Raw genomic sequence first — 17,622 nt, forward strand, 5'->3', positions numbered from 1 at the left:
TCCGACCAGGGCCTGGTCCGCCCAGGTAATCAGGACGCTGTGCACGCCGGTTCGGGGGTCCTCGCGGTGGCGGACGGGGGGGGGGGCCCCCCGGGGGGGGCCCCCCCGCCAGGACGACCAACGACATGGAGTCCACCGACGGTGGGCCGGAAGGGATCTCCTGCCCGGGCTGAGCCATCGCAGCGGGCGTGGGCGCGGCGGTTCCCGGCACCGCCGCCGCGGCCGACGGAATACCGCTGAACGTCTTCGTCGGCACGCCGAGGAAGCCGAACCGGCTCAGCGGCCACACCCGCACGAAGGCCCGCCCAACCACCTTGCTCTGCGGGATCGGACCATTCGCCCGGGCGTCGGACGAGGCGCCACGATGATCGCCCATCACCCACAGATAGCCCTTGGGCACCTTCACCGGGCCGAAGCGCTGGTAGTCGTTCTGGTACACGTACGGCTCGTCGAGCGGATGGCCGTTGACCGACACCCGGCCTTCCGCGTCGCAGCAGGTCACGGTGTCCCCGCCGACGGCGATGACACGCTTGATGAAGTCGGTCTCGCTGGGGGCACCCAGACCGAGCAGGCCCTGCGCGCCGCGGATGAACCTGCTGACCACGTTGGTCGGCTTCGGGACGATCGACTCCGCATGGTCGAAACCGGTCCCCTTGCCGTTGAACACGACAATCTCGCCGCGGTGCACATCCCGGAAGTGATAGACGACCTTGTTGACCAGCACACGATCATTGATCAGCAGGGTGCGTTCCATCGACTCGGACGGAATCCAGAAGGCCTGGACCAGCAGCGCCTTGATGAGCAGCGCGAGCAGAAAGGCGACCAGCACGAGGACGGGAAGCTCGCGCAGGAAAGATCCGCGCCCGCGCTGACCCGACCCGGGTCGCGCGACGCGGCGGGTGCGATCCGCGACTGCCGATCCAGGCGCTGCCTGGAGATCCTCACCAGAGCCGGTCGCGCCGGGGCGGGCACCGACAACCGACCGGTCGGCGACGGGAATGTCGTCGTCCCAGTCGGTTCGGTCCTCCGCGGCGTCCGATCCCGGCGCCGCCGGCGGCCGCTCGACGGCACGGTGCTCACCAGGCCGATGATCGTCCATCGGCCGGTCGCCCCCGGCGTCCGACGGCGGACGATGCCCACCCGGACTCGATGCGTTCACTCCGCCACCTCGCTGATTCGGCCGTCAGACCTCATCGGACCGGTCGACGTGCCACCAGCCGCCCATCGCGACGCCGTTGCGGACCGTGCTGCCCATCTTGGTCCAAGAACGTGGTCAACACGCGCACGGAGTACCGGCAAGTCGCCAATCAAAGATCCTGGCGGGCACGGGCGCGGAAAGTCTCAACGCGCGATCGGATCCCGCTTCTCCTTGATCTTCGCGGCCTTGCCGCGAAGCTGGCGCAGGTAGTAGAGCTTCGCGCGACGGACGTCACCCCGGGTCACAATCTCGATCTTCGACACGATCGGGCTGTGCGTCGGGAAGGTGCGCTCGACGCCGACGCCGAAGCTCACCTTTCGCACGGTGAAGGTCTCCCGTATGCCTCCGCCCTGCCGGCGGATGACAGCACCCTGGAAGACCTGGATGCGCTGACGGTTTCCTTCGACGACCCGCACGTGGACCTTGAGGGTGTCGCCCGGCCAGAACTCGGGCACGTCGGTCCTCAGCGACTCGGCGTCGAGGCTGTCCAGGGTGTGCATGGCAGTCGCTTCCTGAAGAAAGTGGGAGTGGATCGTCCGCGCTACGGCCCAGAACCGACGGCGAACAACCCGTTGGCCGAGCCCGACCCGGACCGCGCGTAGACAGGCTCCGCCACGGAGAGACATCCCGCAGCGATCACTCGAGCTAAGGCCACCCGAGCCGGTCACGAACCGGCGGACACTGCATTGTACTGTGCCACACGCTGGACGGCCGTGACCGCACACCCGGGCGCAGATCCCCGCGGGCACGCCACGGCAGCACGCCCACCGACAGTCGAGCGCTCAGCCGGGCTCACCCGCCACTGCGTCGAGCACGGCCCGATCCGAAGCGGTCAGGTCGACGTCGGCGAGCAGGTCCGGCCGGCGCTCCAGGGTACGGCGCAGCGCCTGCTGACGCCGCCACCGAGCGACGGCACCATGGTCGCCGGACCGCAGGACGGCCGGCACCTCCACCTCCCGCCACACCTGCGGACGGGTGTACACCGGCGCCTCCAGCAGGCCGTCGGAGAACGAGTCGTCCGCGGCGGAATCGCTGTTGCCGAGCACGCCGGGCCGCAGCCGCGCCACCGCCTCGAGAATCACCAGCGTGGCCACCTCGCCGCCAGCCAGGACGTAGTCCCCGATCGAGATCTCGTCGTCGGCCCAGGCATCGATCACCCGCGCGTCGATGCCCTCGTAGCGGCCGCAGCAGAAAACCAGCCAGGGTTCCTGAGCCAGCTCCTCGGCCCGACGTTGGGTGAACGGCACGCCAGCGGGAGTGGGCACCACGACCCGGGGACGACTGCCCGGGACCGAGGCGGCTATCTCCGTCAGCGCCGCATCCCAGGGTTCCGGGCGCATCACCATCCCGGGGCCGCCGCCGTAGGGGGCGTCGTCAACGGTGCGATGGACGTCGGTCGTCCACGTCCGCAGGTCGTGCGCGCGGATGTCGAGGGTCCCGCGCTCGCGGGCCCGGCCCACCAGGGACAGCCGGAGCGGCTCGAGATAAGCGGGAAAAATGGTGATGACGTCAGCACGCATCGACTGCTCCCCGGTCGAACGACGCGAACCCGTCGGTGCGGCTCAGTCGAGATCCAGCAGGCCCGGCGGCGGATCCACGATGACGCGGCCGGCCGCGGGATCCACCGTCGGCACGATGTTCCGCACGAACGGGACGAGATGTTCGCCACCGCCCGGTCGCCCGACCGCGAGCAGGTCACCCGCGGGAGCGTGGATCACGTCGGTGATCCGGCCCAGGCTGTCGCCGGTGGTGGTCACGGCCTCGAGACCGACGAGGTCCCGGTCCCACCACAGATCGCCCTGGCCGTCCTCCCCCTCGTCGTCATCGAGGGGTGGGCCGGCATCGGCCTCGTCGATGGTGAGCAGCACATCCCGCAGCGCCTCGGCGCTCTCGCGATCGGCGGCGCCGACGAAGCGGAGCAGGAGCCGGCCCGAATGCCACCGGGCGCCAGCGACGGTCAGGCTGGCACCACCGCCGGCACGACCAAGCTCCGCGCCCACCGCGAACCGCCGCTGCGGCACGTCTGTACGGACCTCGATGGTGACCTCGCCACGGAGGCCGTGTGGCCGGCCAATCCGGCCGACCACGATCGGCTCGCCGCGACGGACCTCGTCACCCACGGAGCGCCTCGGCCATCGAGCACCTCGGCCCGCGGGGCGGGACGATGCCGAACCGGCCGCCGGATCGACGGTCAGCGGTCCACATCGACGACGTCGATCCGCAGTCCGCGACCACCGACACCGCCCATGACGGTGCGCAGCGCGCGAGCCGTGCGGCCGCGCCGGCCGATGACCTTGCCGAGATCGTCGGGATGCACCCGGACCTCGAGGGTCCGCCCGCGCCGGCCGTTGTTGAGGTCCACCCGAACATCGTCGGGGTGATCGACAATGCCACGCACGAGATGCTCGAGGGCTGCCTCCAGCACCTACTGCCCCGCGGTCGTCGACGCGTCCGCGGCCGGAGCCTCTGTGGCCGACGCGTCAGCGCCGTCCGCCGAGGCGGCCTTCTTGGCCTTCTTCGGGGTGGTCGCCGGGCGGTCGTCAGCACCCGCCGCAGCACGCGCCGCTGCCTGGAAGACCTCACGCTTGTCCGGCTTCGGCTCGGCGACCTTCATCGGCGGGGGCGCCGGCAGGTTCTTGAACTTCTGCCAGTCGCCGGTGACCTTGAGGATCGCGAGGACCGGCTCGGTGGGCTGGGCGCCGACCGTCAGCCAGTGCTCCACCCGCTCGGCGTCGACCTTGATGATGCTCGGGTCGGACTTCGGGTGGTACTGCCCGATGGCCTCGATGACGCGACCATCCCGCTTGGTGCGGGCGTCGGCGACGACGATGCGGTAGTGCGGCTCGCGCATCTTGCCGAGGCGCTGCAATTTGATCTTGGTTGCCACGGTGGTCGAACGGCTCCAGACGTGTCGGTGACCGCCTCGCCGACGCAAGGGCGGCGTGATCGGCGGCGGGAAGCACCAGCGCCGGAACGACCACTCGAAGGGCTCGATAACGAGCTCAGTGGGCAGCCACACCGACGCTGGCAGGCAGGGCCTGCAGTAGAGCTTACAGTCTGCCAGATCGCGCGAGATACCGGTGGCCCGGGAACGCCCGGTCGGATCCGCCCGGCAGCGACGCTCAGCGGCCCTGACGCGGGCCGTGCGGCGGCGGCCCGCCGAAACCACCCTGCTGCTGGCGCATGAGCGCGGCGAGGTCCGGCATGCCGTCAGGCAGTCCGTCAGGCAGTCCGTCCGGCAGCCCGGGGCCCTTCGCGAGACGGTCCTGCGACGCCGACTTCTGCGCCTTGGCCTGCGCGGCCCGGGCCGCCGGGTTGCCCTTGCGGTTGGCACCCTTGCCCTTCTTCGCGGTCTTGCGGGCGGAGGCCGCCTTCGCCCGACCCATCGCCCCGGGCATGCCCATGCCGCCGGCCATCTGCCGCATCATCTTGCGCGCCTCGGTGAAGCGGTCGAGCAGCTGGTTGACCTCGGTGACGGTGACGCCGGAGCCGCGGGCGACCCGCGCCTTGCGGGACGCCTGCAGGATCCTCGGATCGTGGCGTTCCGCCGGCGTCATCGACCGGATGATCGCCACCACCCGGTCGATGTCCCGATCGTCGACCTGGGCCAGCTGCTCCTTCATCTGGCCCATGCCGGGAAGCATGCCGAGCAGGTTGCCGATCGGGCCCATCTTGCGAACCGTGAGCATCTGGTCGAGGAAGTCCTCGAGGGTGAACTCCGAGGCGGCCATCTTCGCGGCCATCGCCTCGGCCTGCTCGGCCTCGAACGCCTTCTCCGCCTGCTCGATCAGGGTGAGCACGTCACCCATGCCGAGGATCCGGGACGCCATCCGCTCCGGGTGGAAGACGTCGAAGTCGTCGAGCGTCTCGCCGGTCGAGGCGAACATGATCGGCCGGCCGGTCACCTCGGCCACCGACAGCGCCGCGCCGCCCCGGGCGTCGCCATCGAGCTTCGTCAGCACCACTCCGCTGAACCCGACGCCCTCGGCGAAGGCTCCCGCGGTCGCGACCGCGTCCTGACCGATCATCGCGTCGAGAACGAAGAGGATCTCGTCCGGCGAGACGGCGTCGCGGATGTCAGCGGCCTGGCGCATCATCTCCTCGTCGACACCGAGCCGGCCGGCCGTGTCGACGACGACCACGTCGAAAACGTGGCGCCGGGCGTGCGCGAGCGCGTCCCGGGCCACCTGGACCGGGTCACCCACACCGTTTCCCGGTTCGGGGGCGAACACCTCGACCCCGGCCCGGGCACCGACCACCTGGAGCTGGTTGACCGCGTTCGGCCGTTGGAGGTCCGCCGCGACCAGCAGCGGGGTGTGCCCCTGGTTGCTCAGCCACCGGCCGAGCTTGCCGGCAAGCGTGGTCTTACCCGTGCCCTGCAGGCCGGCGAGCAGGATGACGGTGGGAGGAGTCTTGGCGAATCGCAGCGTGGTGGTCCCGCCGCCGAGGATCCTGACGAGCTCCTCATTAACGATCTTGATGACCTGCTGGGCCGGATTCAGCGATGCGCTGACGTCCGCACCCCTCGCCCGCTCCTTGATCGCCGCTACGAAGGAGCGAACCACCGGCAGCGCGACATCCGCCTCGAGCAGCGCGACCCGGATCTCCCGGGCGGTCGCGTCGATGTCCGCATCGGTCAGGCGACCCCGACCACGCAGCGACGTGAAGACCTTGTCGAGGCGGCTGGAAAGGGTGTCGAACACACGCACACTCCGGGATCGCAGGCGGACCGCAGGCACCAGCGTACGCATCCGACGACGAGGACAACACACCCCGCGTCCGCGCACCTGACCGGCGCGATCCGGCGCAGTCGACCGGGCGCCCGCCGCGGCGGGACGAACCAGCCGCGGCACGGCCGGGCCCGAACCGGGCGCGACCCGGCGAGGCATACCCGCACGGACCCCGGTCTGGCCGTCTGCCAGCCGGGCCCGCCCTCTGCGCTGAGGACGGCGAGTCGCCTCGCCGGACGCTCACCCCCAGCCTGGAACGCGCCGAGGACCCTGGTCGCGACGTGCCGGGAGCCTGCCGACGCCCAGCACGATGAAGCCTAGATCACAGGATCGACGACAGGAAGTCCTTGACGCGCGGCGACACGTGTCAATTAGTGGTCCACCCGACGGCCGGGGCACGATGGTGCCACCCGGCTGGTCAGGCGGGCTCGCCCAGCAGCGCGTCGACGAACGCCTCGGGTTCGAACGGCGCCAGGTCGTCCGGCCCCTCGCCGAGACCGATCAGCTTCACCGGCACGCCCAGCTCACGCTGCACGGCGATCACGATGCCGCCCTTGGCCGTGCCGTCCAACTTCGTCAGCACCACCCCGGACAGATCGACGGCCTCGGTGAAGACCCGGGCCTGAACCAGCGCGTTCTGTCCGGTCGTGGCATCCAGCACCAGCAACACCTCGTCGACCGGGCCATGCTTGCCGACAACCCGCTTTATCTTCGCGAGCTCGTCCATCAGGCCCGTCTTCGTGTGCAGCCGGCCGGCGGTGTCGATCAGCACCGTGTCGGCGGCCGACTCCACGCCCTGCTTCACCGCGTCGAACGCCACGGACGCCGGATCGCCGCCCTCGGCGCCGCGGACGGTCTGCGCCCCGACCCGCTCGCCCCAGGTCTGCAACTGGTCCGCGGCCGCGGCGCGGAACGTGTCGGCGGCGCCCAACACGACTGTCCGTCCATCAGCCACCACCAGGCGGGCGATCTTTCCGCAGGTCGTCGTCTTGCCCGTGCCATTGACTCCGACGACCAGCACGACCGCGGGACGGTCCGGCACCGACGTCCGCAGCGAGCGGTCCGTCGTCGTGCCGACCTGGGCCAGCAGTTCGTCCCGCAGCATCTCGCGGGCCTGCGCCGGGGTGCTCGCGCCCAGCACCTTCGTCCGCTCCCGCAGGGCGGCGACAAGCTCGTTCGTCGCCGCCACCCCGACGTCGGCGACCAGCAGGGTCGCCTCCACGTCCTCCCAGGTCTCCTCGTCCAGCCGATCTCCGGAAAGCAGCGCGAGCAGGCCCTTGCCGAGGGAGTTCTGCGACCGGGCCAGGCGCATCCGCAGTCGGACGAGACGACCGTCGCCCGGGGCGGGCGTCTCGACCGGGGGCCGCTGTTGCGGTGGGACCGGCGCCACGGCGGTGCCGGCGTCCACGGCGCTGCCGGCGTCGACAGCAGTGCCGGCGTCCACAGCGGTGCCCGCCGGCTCCCCCGGCTGCGACGTGGTTTCCACAGGTCGGGCCTCGTCGATCGTGCCGGCCACGGCGGCCCGGGGCGATTCGACATCGACGACACCGGGTGACAGCTCACTGTCGGAACGGGCGCCGTGCACCGGCCGGCGGCGCGGCCGCCGACGCACGGCGCTGCCCACCGCCAGACCCACGGTGGCCACCACGGCGACGGCGATGACGACGATCAGGATGAGGAGCTCCACACTCCGATCCTGACAGATGCGCGCCGGGGTACGGCGTCCTCACCCGCGGGTAACCCCCACCCGGGCTGCCTCAGACCGCGCTACGTTCCCGCAACCGCTGGCTGATCACGGTCGTCACCCCGTCACCCCGCATCGCCACGCCGTACAGTGCGTCGGCGATCTCCATCGTGCGCTTCTGGTGGGTAATGATGATGAGCTGCGACTTCTCCCGCAGTCCCTCGAGCGCCGTCAGCAGCCGCCCGAGGTTGCGGTCGTCGAGCGCCGCCTCGACCTCGTCGAGCACGTAGAACGGCGAAGGCCGCGCGCGGAAGATGGCCAGCAGCAGCGCGAGCGCGGTCAACGACCGCTCGCCGCCGGACAACAGGGACAACCGCTTCACCTTCTTGCCGGGCGGACGCGCCTCGACCTCGATGCCGGTCGTCAGCATGTCGTCGGGGTCGGTGAGCACCAGCCGGCCCTCCCCTCCTGGGAAGAGCGTCGCGAACACCACCTCGAACTCCCGCGCGGTGTCCGCGAACGCCGCCGCGAAGACCTCCCGAACCCGGACATCCACCTCCTCCACGACCAACAGGAGGTCACGCCGGGTACTGCGGATGTCGTCCAACTGGCTCGACAGGAACGCCGCGCGCTCCTGCAACGCGGCGAACTCCTCGAGGGCGAGCGGGTTGATCCGGCCGAGCCGAGCCAACTGCTTGTCCGCGGTGGCCGCGCGGGCCGTCTGCTCGGCCCGGTCGAACGGCACCGCGACGCCATCCGGGTCGTCCGGCGGGACGGGAACCCGCGGCCCGAACTCGGCGAGCAGGTCGTCCGCTCCGATCCCGAACTCCTCCATCGCCCTGGTCTCCAGGGCCTCGACCCGCAGTCGTTTCTCCGCCCGGGCAAGCTCGTCCCGGTGGGCCACGTCGCGCAGACCCGCGAGTTCCGTCGTCAGGGCCCGGCCCTGCTCACGCACGGCGGTGAGCTCCGCGTCCGTGCTCCGCCGCAGCGTGTCGGCCTGCTCGCGTTCCGTCGCGGCACGGGCCAGCGAGCGGTCCAGCCGATTCAACGTCGCCTGGGCCGCGTCCCCCAGCGCCGCGGCGACCGCCGCCTGGCGCTCACGCACCTCCCGCCGACGGGCCGCGGCCGCGCGGGCCGCCCGCTCGTTCGCCGCCGCCCGGATCAACCCATCCGCCCGCCCCTGTAGTGCCCTCGCCCGCTCCTCGCTCGTGCGCACCGCCAGCCGGGCTTCCACCTCCGCGGCCCGCACGGCCGACGTGGAGGTGACCAGGCGATCCCGCTCCTCGGGTGAATGCTCGTCGATCTCCGGCTGGGCGGACACGGTCGCCAGCGACGTCTCGAGCTCGCTCAGCGCGCCGTAGGCCCGATCGCGCGCGCTCTCCGCCCGGCCGCGCACCGCCTCGAGGCGCGCCACTTCCGAACCGGCGCTTCCCCGGGCCCGGTCCAACTGCGCGACCTGCTCGGAGAGTGCGCGATAGCGCGCGTCGGCACCGTGCAGCGCCGCGAGCGCCGCGTCGATCGCTGATCGGGTCCGGGCCACCTCCGCCCGAGCCGGTTCCAACGCGTCCCGCGCCTGTTCGCCTCGCCGCTCGGATTCCGCGACGCCCGCCTCCGCCTCGTCCGCCGCGGCCTGCAGCTCGATCGCCGACGGCGGGTTGGCGCTCCCACCGACGGACACCGCCGGTCCAAGGACGTCACCCGCCCGCGTCACCATGCGCAGATCCGGGCGGGCGGCGAGGGCCGACTCCGCGGCGGGCAGGTCGTCGACCACGATCGTCCCGGCGAGCAGCGCCGTCATCGCCGGGACGAACCGCCCGTCGGTGATCTCCACCAGGTCCAGGACGGCCACCCAGCCCGCGGGTAGGCCACTCGTCGAGTGATCCGCCTGCCCCAGCGCCCCCGGGCCGGCCGCTTCCGGCGCGGCCTCGTCGGCGCCCTGGCCAACCAGCCACGACGCTGTCACCAGCGCGGCGCGTCCGGCGTCGGCCCGGCGGAGCCAGGCGAAGGCGGTCAGCACGTCCGCGGGCCCGGCGACCAGGAGCGCGTCGGCCGCCGGTCCCAGGGCGGCAGCCACCGCGACCTCCGCTCCGGGCCGCACGGTCAGGACGGCCGAGAGCCGGCCGATCGGCGCGAACGGCGCGTCCAGCGGCGGCGGAGTTGAGCCGCCCAGGCGCTCGGTGCCCGCTTTGCGATCGTTTCGGCGATCCGCGCCGGCGCGATGCCCGCGGCCAGCGTTCTTCCGACCGCCGGCCGGGCCGGGCGAGACCGGCGGTTCGGTCTGCCCACCTCGGCCGGGCCCGGGCGCCACCTCGCTGGCCCCGTCCTCGCTGGCCCCGTCCGCCTCGGCCTCGCCGGCGTTCGCCGTTCCCGCGGCGTGCGCGCGGCTGGCCGCTTCGAGCAGCGCTGCCACTCCGTCGGCCGGAGCGAGCGACTGTCGAAGCGCGTCCCGGCGGGCCGCCCAGGAAGCACGGTCGCGCTCGGCGGAGCGCTCCTGACCGCGCAGTGTCTCCAACCGCTCGGTCGCGGCGGCATGCACCGCCACGGCCGCGTCGTGCTGCTCGGTGAGATCGCTGCGGGCGTCATCCATCCGTTCGAGCTCGGTGTCCAGAGCGGCCCGCGACTGCGAGGTCTCGGCGTCCCGGTCGCGCGCTGCCACCAGCGACTCGGTGGCACGCGCGATCTCCTCCTCCGCGCTGGTGGCCCTCGACCGGGCGGCCTCGACCTGGCCGGCCAGGCGAGCGATCTCCTCACGCCGCGTCGAGGCGGCCCGAGCGGCGGCGATCAGCTCACGTTCCTCGCGGGCAAGCTCCGCCTCGAGCCCGGCCCGGCGCGTGATGACCTCTTCCAGCCGTTCCCGGTCGACCTCGAGCCGCTCGGTGAGCGCCACCTCCTGCTCCCGGACAGCCGTCGCCTCCTGCTCCAGCTCGTCGGGGTCACGTCGGCCACGAAGATCGTCGGACGCGGTGCGTAGCAGCCGGGCCCGTTCGGTTGCCAGCGAACGCGTTCCCAACAGCCGTTCACGTAGCGATGCGATCGCGTACCAGGTCTCCTGGGCCGCCGCCGTTCGGGGCACGATCTCGGCGAGATCGGCCTGCAGCCGGGCTTCCCGCTGCGCGGCGGTGGCGTGCGCGGCCTCGGTCTCGACGAGGCGCCTGCGCAGCGCGTCCTCGTCGGCGGCGTCCGTGGTGATCGCGCCTCGGGCGGCGTGCACGTCGTCCGCCAGCAGCCGCAGCCGGGCATCTCGCAGCGCCGCCTGGATCATGCCCGCCTTGCGGGCGATCTCCGCCTGCCGACCCAGCGGACCGAGCTGCCGACGCAGCTCCGCCGAAAGGTCGGTGAGCCTGGTCAGGTTCGCTGACATCGCCTCGAGCTTGCGCAGCGCCTTTTCCTTGCGCTTGCGGTGCTTGAGGACGCCGGCGGCCTCCTCGATGAAGGCGCGGCGATCCTCCGGCCGGGCGTGCAGCACCGCGTCAAGCTGCCCCTGACCAACGATGACGTGCAGCTCACGACCGATTCCGGAGTCGCTCATGAGCTCCTGGATGTCCAGCAGCCGGCAACTCGTACCGTTGATCGTGTATTCGCTCTCGCCGCTACGGAAGAGCAACCGGCCGACGGTCACCTCGGTGTACTCGATGGGCAACGCACCGTCGGTGTTGTCGATCGTCAGGAGAACCTCGGCCCGGCCGAGCGCCGGGCGGGCGGGTGTACCCGCGAAGATGACGTCGGACATGGCGCCACCGCGAAGGGCTTTCGCGCCTTGTTCCCCGAGAACCCACGCGATGGCGTCCACAACGTTGCTCTTGCCCGAGCCATTGGGCCCGACCACGCAGGTGATGCCCGGCTCGAGGTGCAACGCCGTCGAGCTGGCGAAGGACTTGAAGCCCCGCAGGGTCAGACTCTTGAGATGCACCGGTCTCCGGGGCAACGGCGAGAAGGGCTCGTCGGGCCGGCAACAGATCTGCGCAAACAGCCGACGACGGACGCCTCATCCTAGCGAGCAGCGGAGCGCAGCCATACAGCCACACTCCGCCAGAGCCGGACTACCACCCAGGGCGGGAAATTCCAGGCACGCTCAGGCGCAGCACAGGGCGCGCCACCCCAAGGCAGGGGTCAGCCACAAAGAGTAAGAGGCTGTGAGCATGCAGGGCTAATTAAATCGTAAAAACTGACGATTAGTACCCGTCGAGGACGCCTCAGCGAAACGCCCCGACGAGGCCGATCATTTCGTTCAGCTGTACGCCGGCGCAGCGTCGAGCGCCCGGACATCCTCCGGTACGTCGACACCACCGACCAGTGCCTCGTTGACCTCACGTACTCGAGTCAGCTCGGCTTCGAGCTCCGCGACCCGCGCACGGAGCCGACGCACCTCATAGGAGAGACGCAAGTCGCTGCCGGAACCGACGTGGCCGAAAAGGGCCTTCGCCATAGTGATGGTCCTCCACGATGAGTGACCTAGTGGGCGTTGGACAACACAAGATCCGAACAGATCAGAGTGCGCCCCCAACAATGGCTCTAGAGTCCCACGGGGCGTGACCGAAAGTCAAGAGCATGCCACATGCCCCCTGGGCGATCCGGTGAACACGCGAAATCTCGCCCGTCGCCCTGATGACAGATCTGCCAGTGCCGCGTCTACACGCGGTCACTTCCGGCGAAAGCCAACCAGATCACCTTGTGCCCTTCGCCACAGGACCACGACCTGATCCGTCCATCCGGGGGTATGACCGGTCACCAGCAACCGCACGAGATCGCGGCAGGCGGTCTCCGCGCCCTCCGCAATCACCTCGACAGCACCATCCGGCATATTTGTGGCAGAACCCACCAGACCCAGGCGACGGCCACGAGTGCGCACGTAGTCACGAAAGCCGACGCCCTGCACACGCCCGTGGACCAGGGCGGTGAACCGAACCACGGACGTGCCAGCCGCCGGCTGCTTCATCGGTAGCTCACTCATCAGCAAGGTAGGGTACTGCCCATCGTGGACACCTCATCTCTCCCTCAGGCGGAGGACCAGCCGGGCAAGGCAGCACGGCCGGTGGATCTCCGCGGCATGCGATCAATGCAGGCGCGTTTTCGCGGCAGGACGACCGCAGTCGCCATCGTCGGCGCAGCGCTCGGTTCCGCCCTGATTCTCAGCGGCTGCGGGCAGAACTTCCACCAGGATGGCGGCGTCCTGCCCGTCCCCCACGCGAGTGCCGATGGCGATCGCCATGTGACGCCCGCGCCCGTGGATGGCGAAAAGATCATCGGCCCCGGCTACGCTCCGCCGCGGACCTCTGGTCCGACCCAGACCGCCGTTCCGAACCTTCCCGGCGGAAAGCTCTGACTCACTAGTCCGCTGTCGTTTTCGGGCCCTCTCCGTCCGAGACGCCTACTGCACAGATTTCACACCGTCACTGTTTCCGCGAGCCGATCGCGGGTGAGGTTCGACCGGCAACCCGGTTCCCCAATCCGAGATCGGCTCGCTCGCCGGCCAGGAATCCCTCACGGCCGCCACTGCCGGAGAGATGCCGAATACGCGGCGTGCGCAGACGCGGATAGACACTCGCGAGGTGCGCCTCCACCCGCCGACTCCGATCCGCCAGCACTACCGCCACGGAGGGCCCACCCTCCGCACTCTCTGTGGGCTCCTGACGCCGAGCGGCCTGCGCCCGATCGCGGGCCGATCTCTCCGCCGCGGCAAGCCGCTCCGCGACTGCCAGCGCAAAGCCGGCCATCCATGACCGCCGGAACGCCCGGGGATCCTCATGTCGCGGGGGACGGAGCACAGCCAGGCCGTGTGCCTGCTGCACCAGCAGAGACGTGAACAACAGCTGCACCCGGTGAATGTCCGCTGCCATGCCGAACAGGTGCGCTGAATGGGCGGTCCCCTCCTGCTGCCGGGAGGTGCGGTGCACCAGGCGACAGCCCAGCGGCGCCGCGACGCCAGCCAACAACGAGATCTTGTCTCGGGCGTAGGGCGATTCGACCGCGACCACAAGGTCCGCTGCCGCCATCCGCTGGGGCTCGGCTTCCTCGAGCAGCGCACGATCGATGCCGTACTGGGCGATGAGCTCGACCGCCTTGCTGTTGTAGGCCTCCCTGGTCGCCTCGGTCAGGCCCTCGGCCTCCGCCATGGCGAGCAACTTCCGCACCCGACTGAGCAGCGCGTCCGGATTCACAGCGCCTCCATCCCTCTCGCGCCGGGCTGCCGTAGCGCAACCCGGCGCCCTCGGTGATGCCTCACCGAACCGGGAGAGTCCCAGCTCGGCCCCGGACGAGGCGACAAGAGTCGACCGACACGGCGGACGGGCCCTCACCGCCGCCACGCGGACCACATCCGAGCCCCAAGACGGGGGCGCGTTCGAACGTGTGGTCGAATGCTATCACCTGGGTCGGCGCGGGGGACGTTGGCAGGTGGGGCAGGTGAAGCTCGACCGGTTCATGAAGGCGTCTCGCCGGATCGTGTCGCCGCACCGGCCGCAGGCCTCCCCTGCCCGGCCGTAGACCTCCAGCGATCTTTCGAACAGGCCACTGACGCCCTCCGTCGAGACATACAGCCGGTCGAAGGAGGTGCCGCCCGCCGCGAGCGCGGCAGTCATGACCTCTCGGACGCAGGCCAGCAGGCGCCGCACCTCGGGGCGGGTCATGGTCTCGGTCGGACGCGCGTAGTGCAGGCGGGCGGCCCACAACGCCTCGTCGGCGTAGATGTTCCCCACGCCGCTGACGAGCGTCTGGTCGAGCAGCGCCCGCTTGACGCCGGTACGCCGCGCCCGCATTCGTCGGACGACGAGATCCTCGTCAAACTCCGGGTCAAGAACGTCCCGCGCGATATGCGAAATCTGCTCTGGAAGATCCCCGCCCCCCGGCGCGACCGCCAGACCGCCAAACGTGCGTTGATCAACGAACCGCAACTCCCGGCCCTGGTCGGCGAACGTGAAACGGACCCGCAGGTGGGTCTGGTCCGGCGTCGACCCAGGTACGACGAGCAGTTGGCCACTCATGCCGAGGTGCGCGAGCAACGCGTCGGCAGCTACCGGTGAGCCAGGCGGCACCGCGGCCTCCAGCGCCGGCGGCCGTAGCGCCAGCCACAGGTACTTGCCGCGGCGTCTCGCCGCGGTGATCCGCTTCCCGACCAGTACCGCGCTGAAGTCATCGGCGCCGGCCTCGTGGCGGCGGACCGCCCGCGGATGGCACACCTGGACGGAATCAATCACTCGTCCGACGACGCCGCGTTCCAGCCCCCGCCGGACGACCTCCACTTCCGGCAGTTCAGGCATGACGTCCGGCCGTCAACGCCGACGCCCGCGGCGGGGAGGGCACCGGTCAGGAAGCGCCGAGGTCGGCGCCGCCGTCCACGGACCGGTCGCCGGTCGGTCCGTCGATCGCGTCGACGGCCTCGCCGTTCGCCCCCTGCGACGCCACCCTGGCCGCTCTGCTTTCCAGGACGGAGAACGCCGCGGCGGCGGCCCGCTGCTCCGCCTCCTTCTTGCTCCCGCCCTCGCCCTCGCCGAGCGACTCGCCAGCGATCTTCGCGTACGCGGTGAACCGCTTGGCGTGGTCCGGGCCAGCCTCCTTGACCACGTACTCGGGTGGTCCAAGGGTGAGCAACGCCGTCTGTTCCTGGAGCGACGTCTTCCAGTCGAGCCCGGCGCCCCGGCCGGCCGCCTCGTCCAGCAGCGGATCGAAAAGGCGGTGCACGAAGTCCGAGGCGACGTCCAGACCCGCCGACAGGTAGACAGCGCCGATGACGGCCTCGAGCGTGTCGGCAAGAATGCTCGCCTTGTCGCGACCGCCAGTGGTCTCCTCGCCGCGCCCAAGGAGAAGGTAGGGGCCGAGCCCTGTCGGCCCGATCCCGCGAGCCACGTCGGCCAGCGCCCGCATGTTGACCACCGAGGCCCGCTGCTTGGCCAGCTGCCCCTCGGGAAGGTCGGGATGGCGCAGGAACAGTGCCGCGGTGACCACCAGGCCGAGCACGGCGTCGCCCAGGAACTCAAGGCGCTCGTTGGTCGGCAGTCCGCCCTTCTCGTAGGCGTACGACCGATGCGTCAGCGCTCGATCCAGCAGATCCGGATCGATGGCCGGACTCAGCATCTCGATCAGGGTGTCCCGGGGCGGCGGAGGCGGTAGCTGGCGGGTCATCCGGCCAGCCCGGCACGAGCCCGTCGCCGTGCGACGAGAGTCTCCAGCGCGGTCCGGGACCGCGAAACCAGTCCGCCCCGGACCGCCATCGACGCGACGCCCAGAGCCGCGAGCAGTCCGCTCCCGGCCGCTTCCACGGATCCTCCTCGGGTGTGCTCGGCGTGCACCATGACGCCGTCAACCCCCAGCACGATCGTTCCCCCCCGCACGTCAGGATCTCCCAGTGTTCCCCAGGCCGGATCGGGTCCGGCGTCCGCCCCCGTCGCGACGCCCTGGTCCCGTCCTCCGGTCAGAGCCGAGCGGAAGGCCGACAGGACGATGTCACCGGTGTAACCATCGGTTACCAGCACCTCGGCCGGACCGACGCCGTGGTCACCGACCTCGTCGCCATGGCCGGTGCCGAGTGCCGCCCGGTCGGGTGTCCACGACCCCACGTAGTTCAGGTCCAGATCTCTCAGCAGTTCGTCGGCGGCCAGGCGGAGGGGATCCACCAGCGCGGCCCGGGCCGTCAACAGGCCGACGCGGGGCTTCCGCGTCGAGCGGCGCAGGGCGGCATAGGCGCTGCCCAGGAGCGCGAACTGAGCAAGTTCGTCGGCCGTGGCGCTCGGAGCGGCTCCCGCGTCGCAGAGAATGGCGGTCGCGCCGGAAAGGCCGATGTCCGTTGCCAGCCCAGCCGTCGTCGATCCGGGCAGCAGACCACAGGTGAACCGGGCCGCCGCCACCACCGACTCGACCGGGGCCACCGAGACCATCGCGTCGGCCTGGCCGTCCCGGACGAGCCTTGCCGCCACCCGGACCCCGCTGTCCCGCCGGCCGCGCACGTCGCGGATGGCCTCGGGTCCCGCACAGACCAGCTGGGTGGCCGGGCGCAACAGAACCCGTTCCCCGGCGGAGATCCCCTGCCGGGCCAGCTCGTCCTGAACCTCACCTCCGGCCGCGACCAGGATCAGGACGAGCTGCGGATCCGCGTCCAGTGCTGTGGGCAACGCCTCGAGAAGGGCTCCGGCCGGCAGCCCTTCCCCCAACAGATCAACGGCGATGCGGGTCACATCGGTCAGACGTCGAGCACCTGACGTTCGTTGTACCGACCACATGTCGTGCACACGGTGTGCGGTCGGACCACGTGACCCCGGGGGCACTTCGCGAGGGTCGGCACCTTGGCCTTCCACTGCGAACGACGAGACCGGGTGTTGCTGCGCGAGGTGCGCCGCTTCGGGACGGCCACTATTCCTTCTCCTTCTCCATGTCAGGATCCGATTCAGCCGGATCCTGGCTTTCGTCTGGCTCCAGCCGCCCCTGCTCGGCGTCGGGCCGACCACCGTCACCCAACGCGGACAACGCCTCCCAGCGCGGGTCGGGACGATCGTGCGAGTGATCGGGCCCCACATCGTCGAGGCGGGCTCCGCATCCCACGCACAGGCCGGCACAGTCCGGTCGGCAGGTGGGCGACAGCGGCAGGTTCAGCACCAGGGCATCGCGGACGACCGGCTCGATGTCGGCCCGATCGTCCACCAGCACCCGGACGTCCTCGTCCTCCGGAACGTCCGTCGCCCGGTCAGCGTAGTAGAACAGTTCGCGAATCTCGACGGTGCCGACATCGGACAACGGGTCGAGGCAGCGGGCGCACTCACCTTCCAGCGGCGCGACCACGGTTCCGCTGACCAGTACGCCTTCGATCACCGATTCGAGGCGCAGATCGAGAGTGGCCTGCGCCCCCTCGGGCGCCCACATCATCTCGGTCCCGAAGCCAGCGGGCAGTTTCGCCTGGGTCTGCACACGCTTCATGGACCCCGGACGCCGGCCCAGCTCTCGTGTGTCGAGCACGAGCGGGCCCCTGGGCGTCCGGCGGCGGGTGTGGGATCCAGTCATGGCGACAGTCGAGTTCACGTCTG

18 protein-coding genes are annotated in these 17,622 nt (G+C 70.9%); 1 reads left to right on the top strand and 17 read right to left on the bottom strand.

Going from position 1 to position 17,622, the window contains the following annotated elements; all coding sequences use genetic code 11:
• The 11 genes from lepB to MXD60_RS08535 form a co-directional block, all read right to left on the bottom strand.
• Nucleotides 1-1,099 (bottom strand): signal peptidase I (gene lepB, locus MXD60_RS08485; RefSeq protein ID WP_248818448.1); only part of this gene is annotated, 1,099 nt, incomplete at its 3' end.
• A 242-nt stretch (nucleotides 1,100-1,341) separates the two neighbouring features.
• Nucleotides 1,342-1,698 (bottom strand): 50S ribosomal protein L19, encoded by a 357-nt coding sequence (gene rplS / locus MXD60_RS08490; RefSeq protein ID WP_248818449.1) that lies wholly within the window; start codon nucleotides 1,696-1,698, stop codon nucleotides 1,342-1,344.
• A gap of 282 nt (nucleotides 1,699-1,980) precedes the next feature.
• The gene (gene trmD, locus MXD60_RS08495) at nucleotides 1,981-2,718 is read right to left on the bottom strand and encodes a tRNA (guanosine(37)-N1)-methyltransferase TrmD (protein ID WP_248818450.1); all 738 of its coding nucleotides are present in this window, start codon (nucleotides 2,716-2,718) and stop codon (nucleotides 1,981-1,983) included.
• 42 nt (nucleotides 2,719-2,760) lie between these two features.
• Nucleotides 2,761-3,318, bottom strand: coding sequence for a ribosome maturation factor RimM (gene rimM, locus MXD60_RS08500; protein WP_248818451.1), 558 nt, complete (start codon nucleotides 3,316-3,318; stop codon nucleotides 2,761-2,763).
• Between the two features lie 71 nt (nucleotides 3,319-3,389).
• Nucleotides 3,390-3,623: an RNA-binding protein gene (locus MXD60_RS08505; protein WP_009742328.1), complete on the bottom strand. Its 234-nt coding sequence runs from the start codon at nucleotides 3,621-3,623 to the stop codon at nucleotides 3,390-3,392.
• Nucleotides 3,624-4,085, bottom strand: coding sequence for a 30S ribosomal protein S16 (rpsP, locus tag MXD60_RS08510; protein ID WP_248818452.1), 462 nt, complete (start codon nucleotides 4,083-4,085; stop codon nucleotides 3,624-3,626).
• A 235-nt stretch (nucleotides 4,086-4,320) separates the two neighbouring features.
• Entirely contained in the window at nucleotides 4,321-5,901 is a 1,581-nt protein-coding gene (gene ffh / locus MXD60_RS08515) for a signal recognition particle protein (RefSeq protein ID WP_248818453.1), read from the bottom strand.
• Between the two features lie 445 nt (nucleotides 5,902-6,346).
• The gene (ftsY, locus tag MXD60_RS08520) at nucleotides 6,347-7,615 is read right to left on the bottom strand and encodes a signal recognition particle-docking protein FtsY (RefSeq protein WP_248818454.1); all 1,269 of its coding nucleotides are present in this window, start codon (nucleotides 7,613-7,615) and stop codon (nucleotides 6,347-6,349) included.
• Between the two features lie 70 nt (nucleotides 7,616-7,685).
• Nucleotides 7,686-11,522: an AAA family ATPase gene (locus MXD60_RS08525; protein WP_248818455.1), complete on the bottom strand. Its 3,837-nt coding sequence runs from the start codon at nucleotides 11,520-11,522 to the stop codon at nucleotides 7,686-7,688.
• Nucleotides 11,523-11,840: 318 nt separating this feature from the next.
• Nucleotides 11,841-12,038: a hypothetical protein gene (locus tag MXD60_RS08530; RefSeq protein WP_248818456.1), complete on the bottom strand. Its 198-nt coding sequence runs from the start codon at nucleotides 12,036-12,038 to the stop codon at nucleotides 11,841-11,843.
• A gap of 213 nt (nucleotides 12,039-12,251) precedes the next feature.
• Nucleotides 12,252-12,548: an acylphosphatase gene (locus tag MXD60_RS08535; RefSeq protein ID WP_518467584.1), complete on the bottom strand. Its 297-nt coding sequence runs from the start codon at nucleotides 12,546-12,548 to the stop codon at nucleotides 12,252-12,254.
• Between the two features lie 39 nt (nucleotides 12,549-12,587).
• Between MXD60_RS08535 and MXD60_RS08540 the strand changes: the two genes are divergently transcribed.
• The gene (locus MXD60_RS08540) at nucleotides 12,588-12,935 is read left to right on the top strand and encodes a hypothetical protein (protein ID WP_248818457.1); all 348 of its coding nucleotides are present in this window, start codon (nucleotides 12,588-12,590) and stop codon (nucleotides 12,933-12,935) included.
• Between the two features lie 67 nt (nucleotides 12,936-13,002).
• Here MXD60_RS08540 and MXD60_RS08545 read toward each other — a convergent pair whose 3' ends face one another.
• From MXD60_RS08545 to MXD60_RS08570, 6 genes are all read right to left on the bottom strand, one after another.
• Nucleotides 13,003-13,770 carry a DUF2786 domain-containing protein gene (locus MXD60_RS08545; protein WP_248818458.1) on the bottom strand — a complete coding sequence of 256 codons (768 nt, stop codon included), beginning with the start codon at nucleotides 13,768-13,770 and terminating at the stop codon, nucleotides 13,003-13,005.
• Between the two features lie 204 nt (nucleotides 13,771-13,974).
• Complete coding sequence (mutM, locus tag MXD60_RS08550) at nucleotides 13,975-14,868, bottom strand: bifunctional DNA-formamidopyrimidine glycosylase/DNA-(apurinic or apyrimidinic site) lyase (RefSeq protein WP_248818459.1); 894 nt, start codon at nucleotides 14,866-14,868, stop codon at nucleotides 13,975-13,977.
• Nucleotides 14,869-14,914: 46 nt separating this feature from the next.
• Nucleotides 14,915-15,730, bottom strand: a complete 816-nt coding sequence (gene rnc, locus MXD60_RS08555; RefSeq protein ID WP_248818460.1) for a ribonuclease III — start codon at nucleotides 15,728-15,730, stop codon at nucleotides 14,915-14,917.
• Nucleotides 15,727-16,779 carry a phosphate starvation-inducible protein PhoH gene (locus MXD60_RS08560; RefSeq protein WP_248818461.1) on the bottom strand — a complete coding sequence of 351 codons (1,053 nt, stop codon included), beginning with the start codon at nucleotides 16,777-16,779 and terminating at the stop codon, nucleotides 15,727-15,729. Before MXD60_RS08560 ends, rnc begins: the two co-directional genes overlap by 4 nt.
• 5 nt (nucleotides 16,780-16,784) lie before the next feature.
• Nucleotides 16,785-16,955, bottom strand: coding sequence for a 50S ribosomal protein L32 (gene rpmF, locus MXD60_RS08565; protein ID WP_248818462.1), 171 nt, complete (start codon nucleotides 16,953-16,955; stop codon nucleotides 16,785-16,787).
• The gene (locus MXD60_RS08570; RefSeq protein ID WP_248818463.1) at nucleotides 16,955-17,599 is read right to left on the bottom strand and encodes a YceD family protein; all 645 of its coding nucleotides are present in this window, start codon (nucleotides 17,597-17,599) and stop codon (nucleotides 16,955-16,957) included. Before MXD60_RS08570 ends, rpmF begins: the two co-directional genes overlap by 1 nt.
• Nucleotides 17,600-17,622 lie beyond the last annotated feature (23 nt).

Origin of the sequence: Frankia sp. AgB32 (assembly GCF_023243045.1) — a bacterium.
GTDB lineage: Bacteria > Actinomycetota > Actinomycetes > Frankiales > Frankiaceae > Frankia.

Bases quoted from the DNA above. Each gene is read 5' to 3' on its own strand.
- MXD60_RS08535 (WP_518467584.1), bottom strand. From the start codon at position 12,548: ATGAAGCAGCCGGCGGCTGGCACGTCCGTGGTTCGGTTCACCGCCCTG.
- MXD60_RS08530 (WP_248818456.1), bottom strand. From the start codon at position 12,038: ATGGCGAAGGCCCTTTTCGGCCACGTCGGTTCCGGCAGCGACTTGCGT.
- MXD60_RS08570 (WP_248818463.1), bottom strand. From the start codon at position 17,599: ATGACTGGATCCCACACCCGCCGCCGGACGCCCAGGGGCCCGCTCGTG.
- rnc (WP_248818460.1), bottom strand. From the start codon at position 15,730: ATGACCCGCCAGCTACCGCCTCCGCCGCCCCGGGACACCCTGATCGAG.
- mutM (WP_248818459.1), bottom strand. From the start codon at position 14,868: ATGCCTGAACTGCCGGAAGTGGAGGTCGTCCGGCGGGGGCTGGAACGC.
- trmD (WP_248818450.1), bottom strand. From the start codon at position 2,718: ATGCGTGCTGACGTCATCACCATTTTTCCCGCTTATCTCGAGCCGCTC.
- rplS (WP_248818449.1), bottom strand. From the start codon at position 1,698: ATGCACACCCTGGACAGCCTCGACGCCGAGTCGCTGAGGACCGACGTG.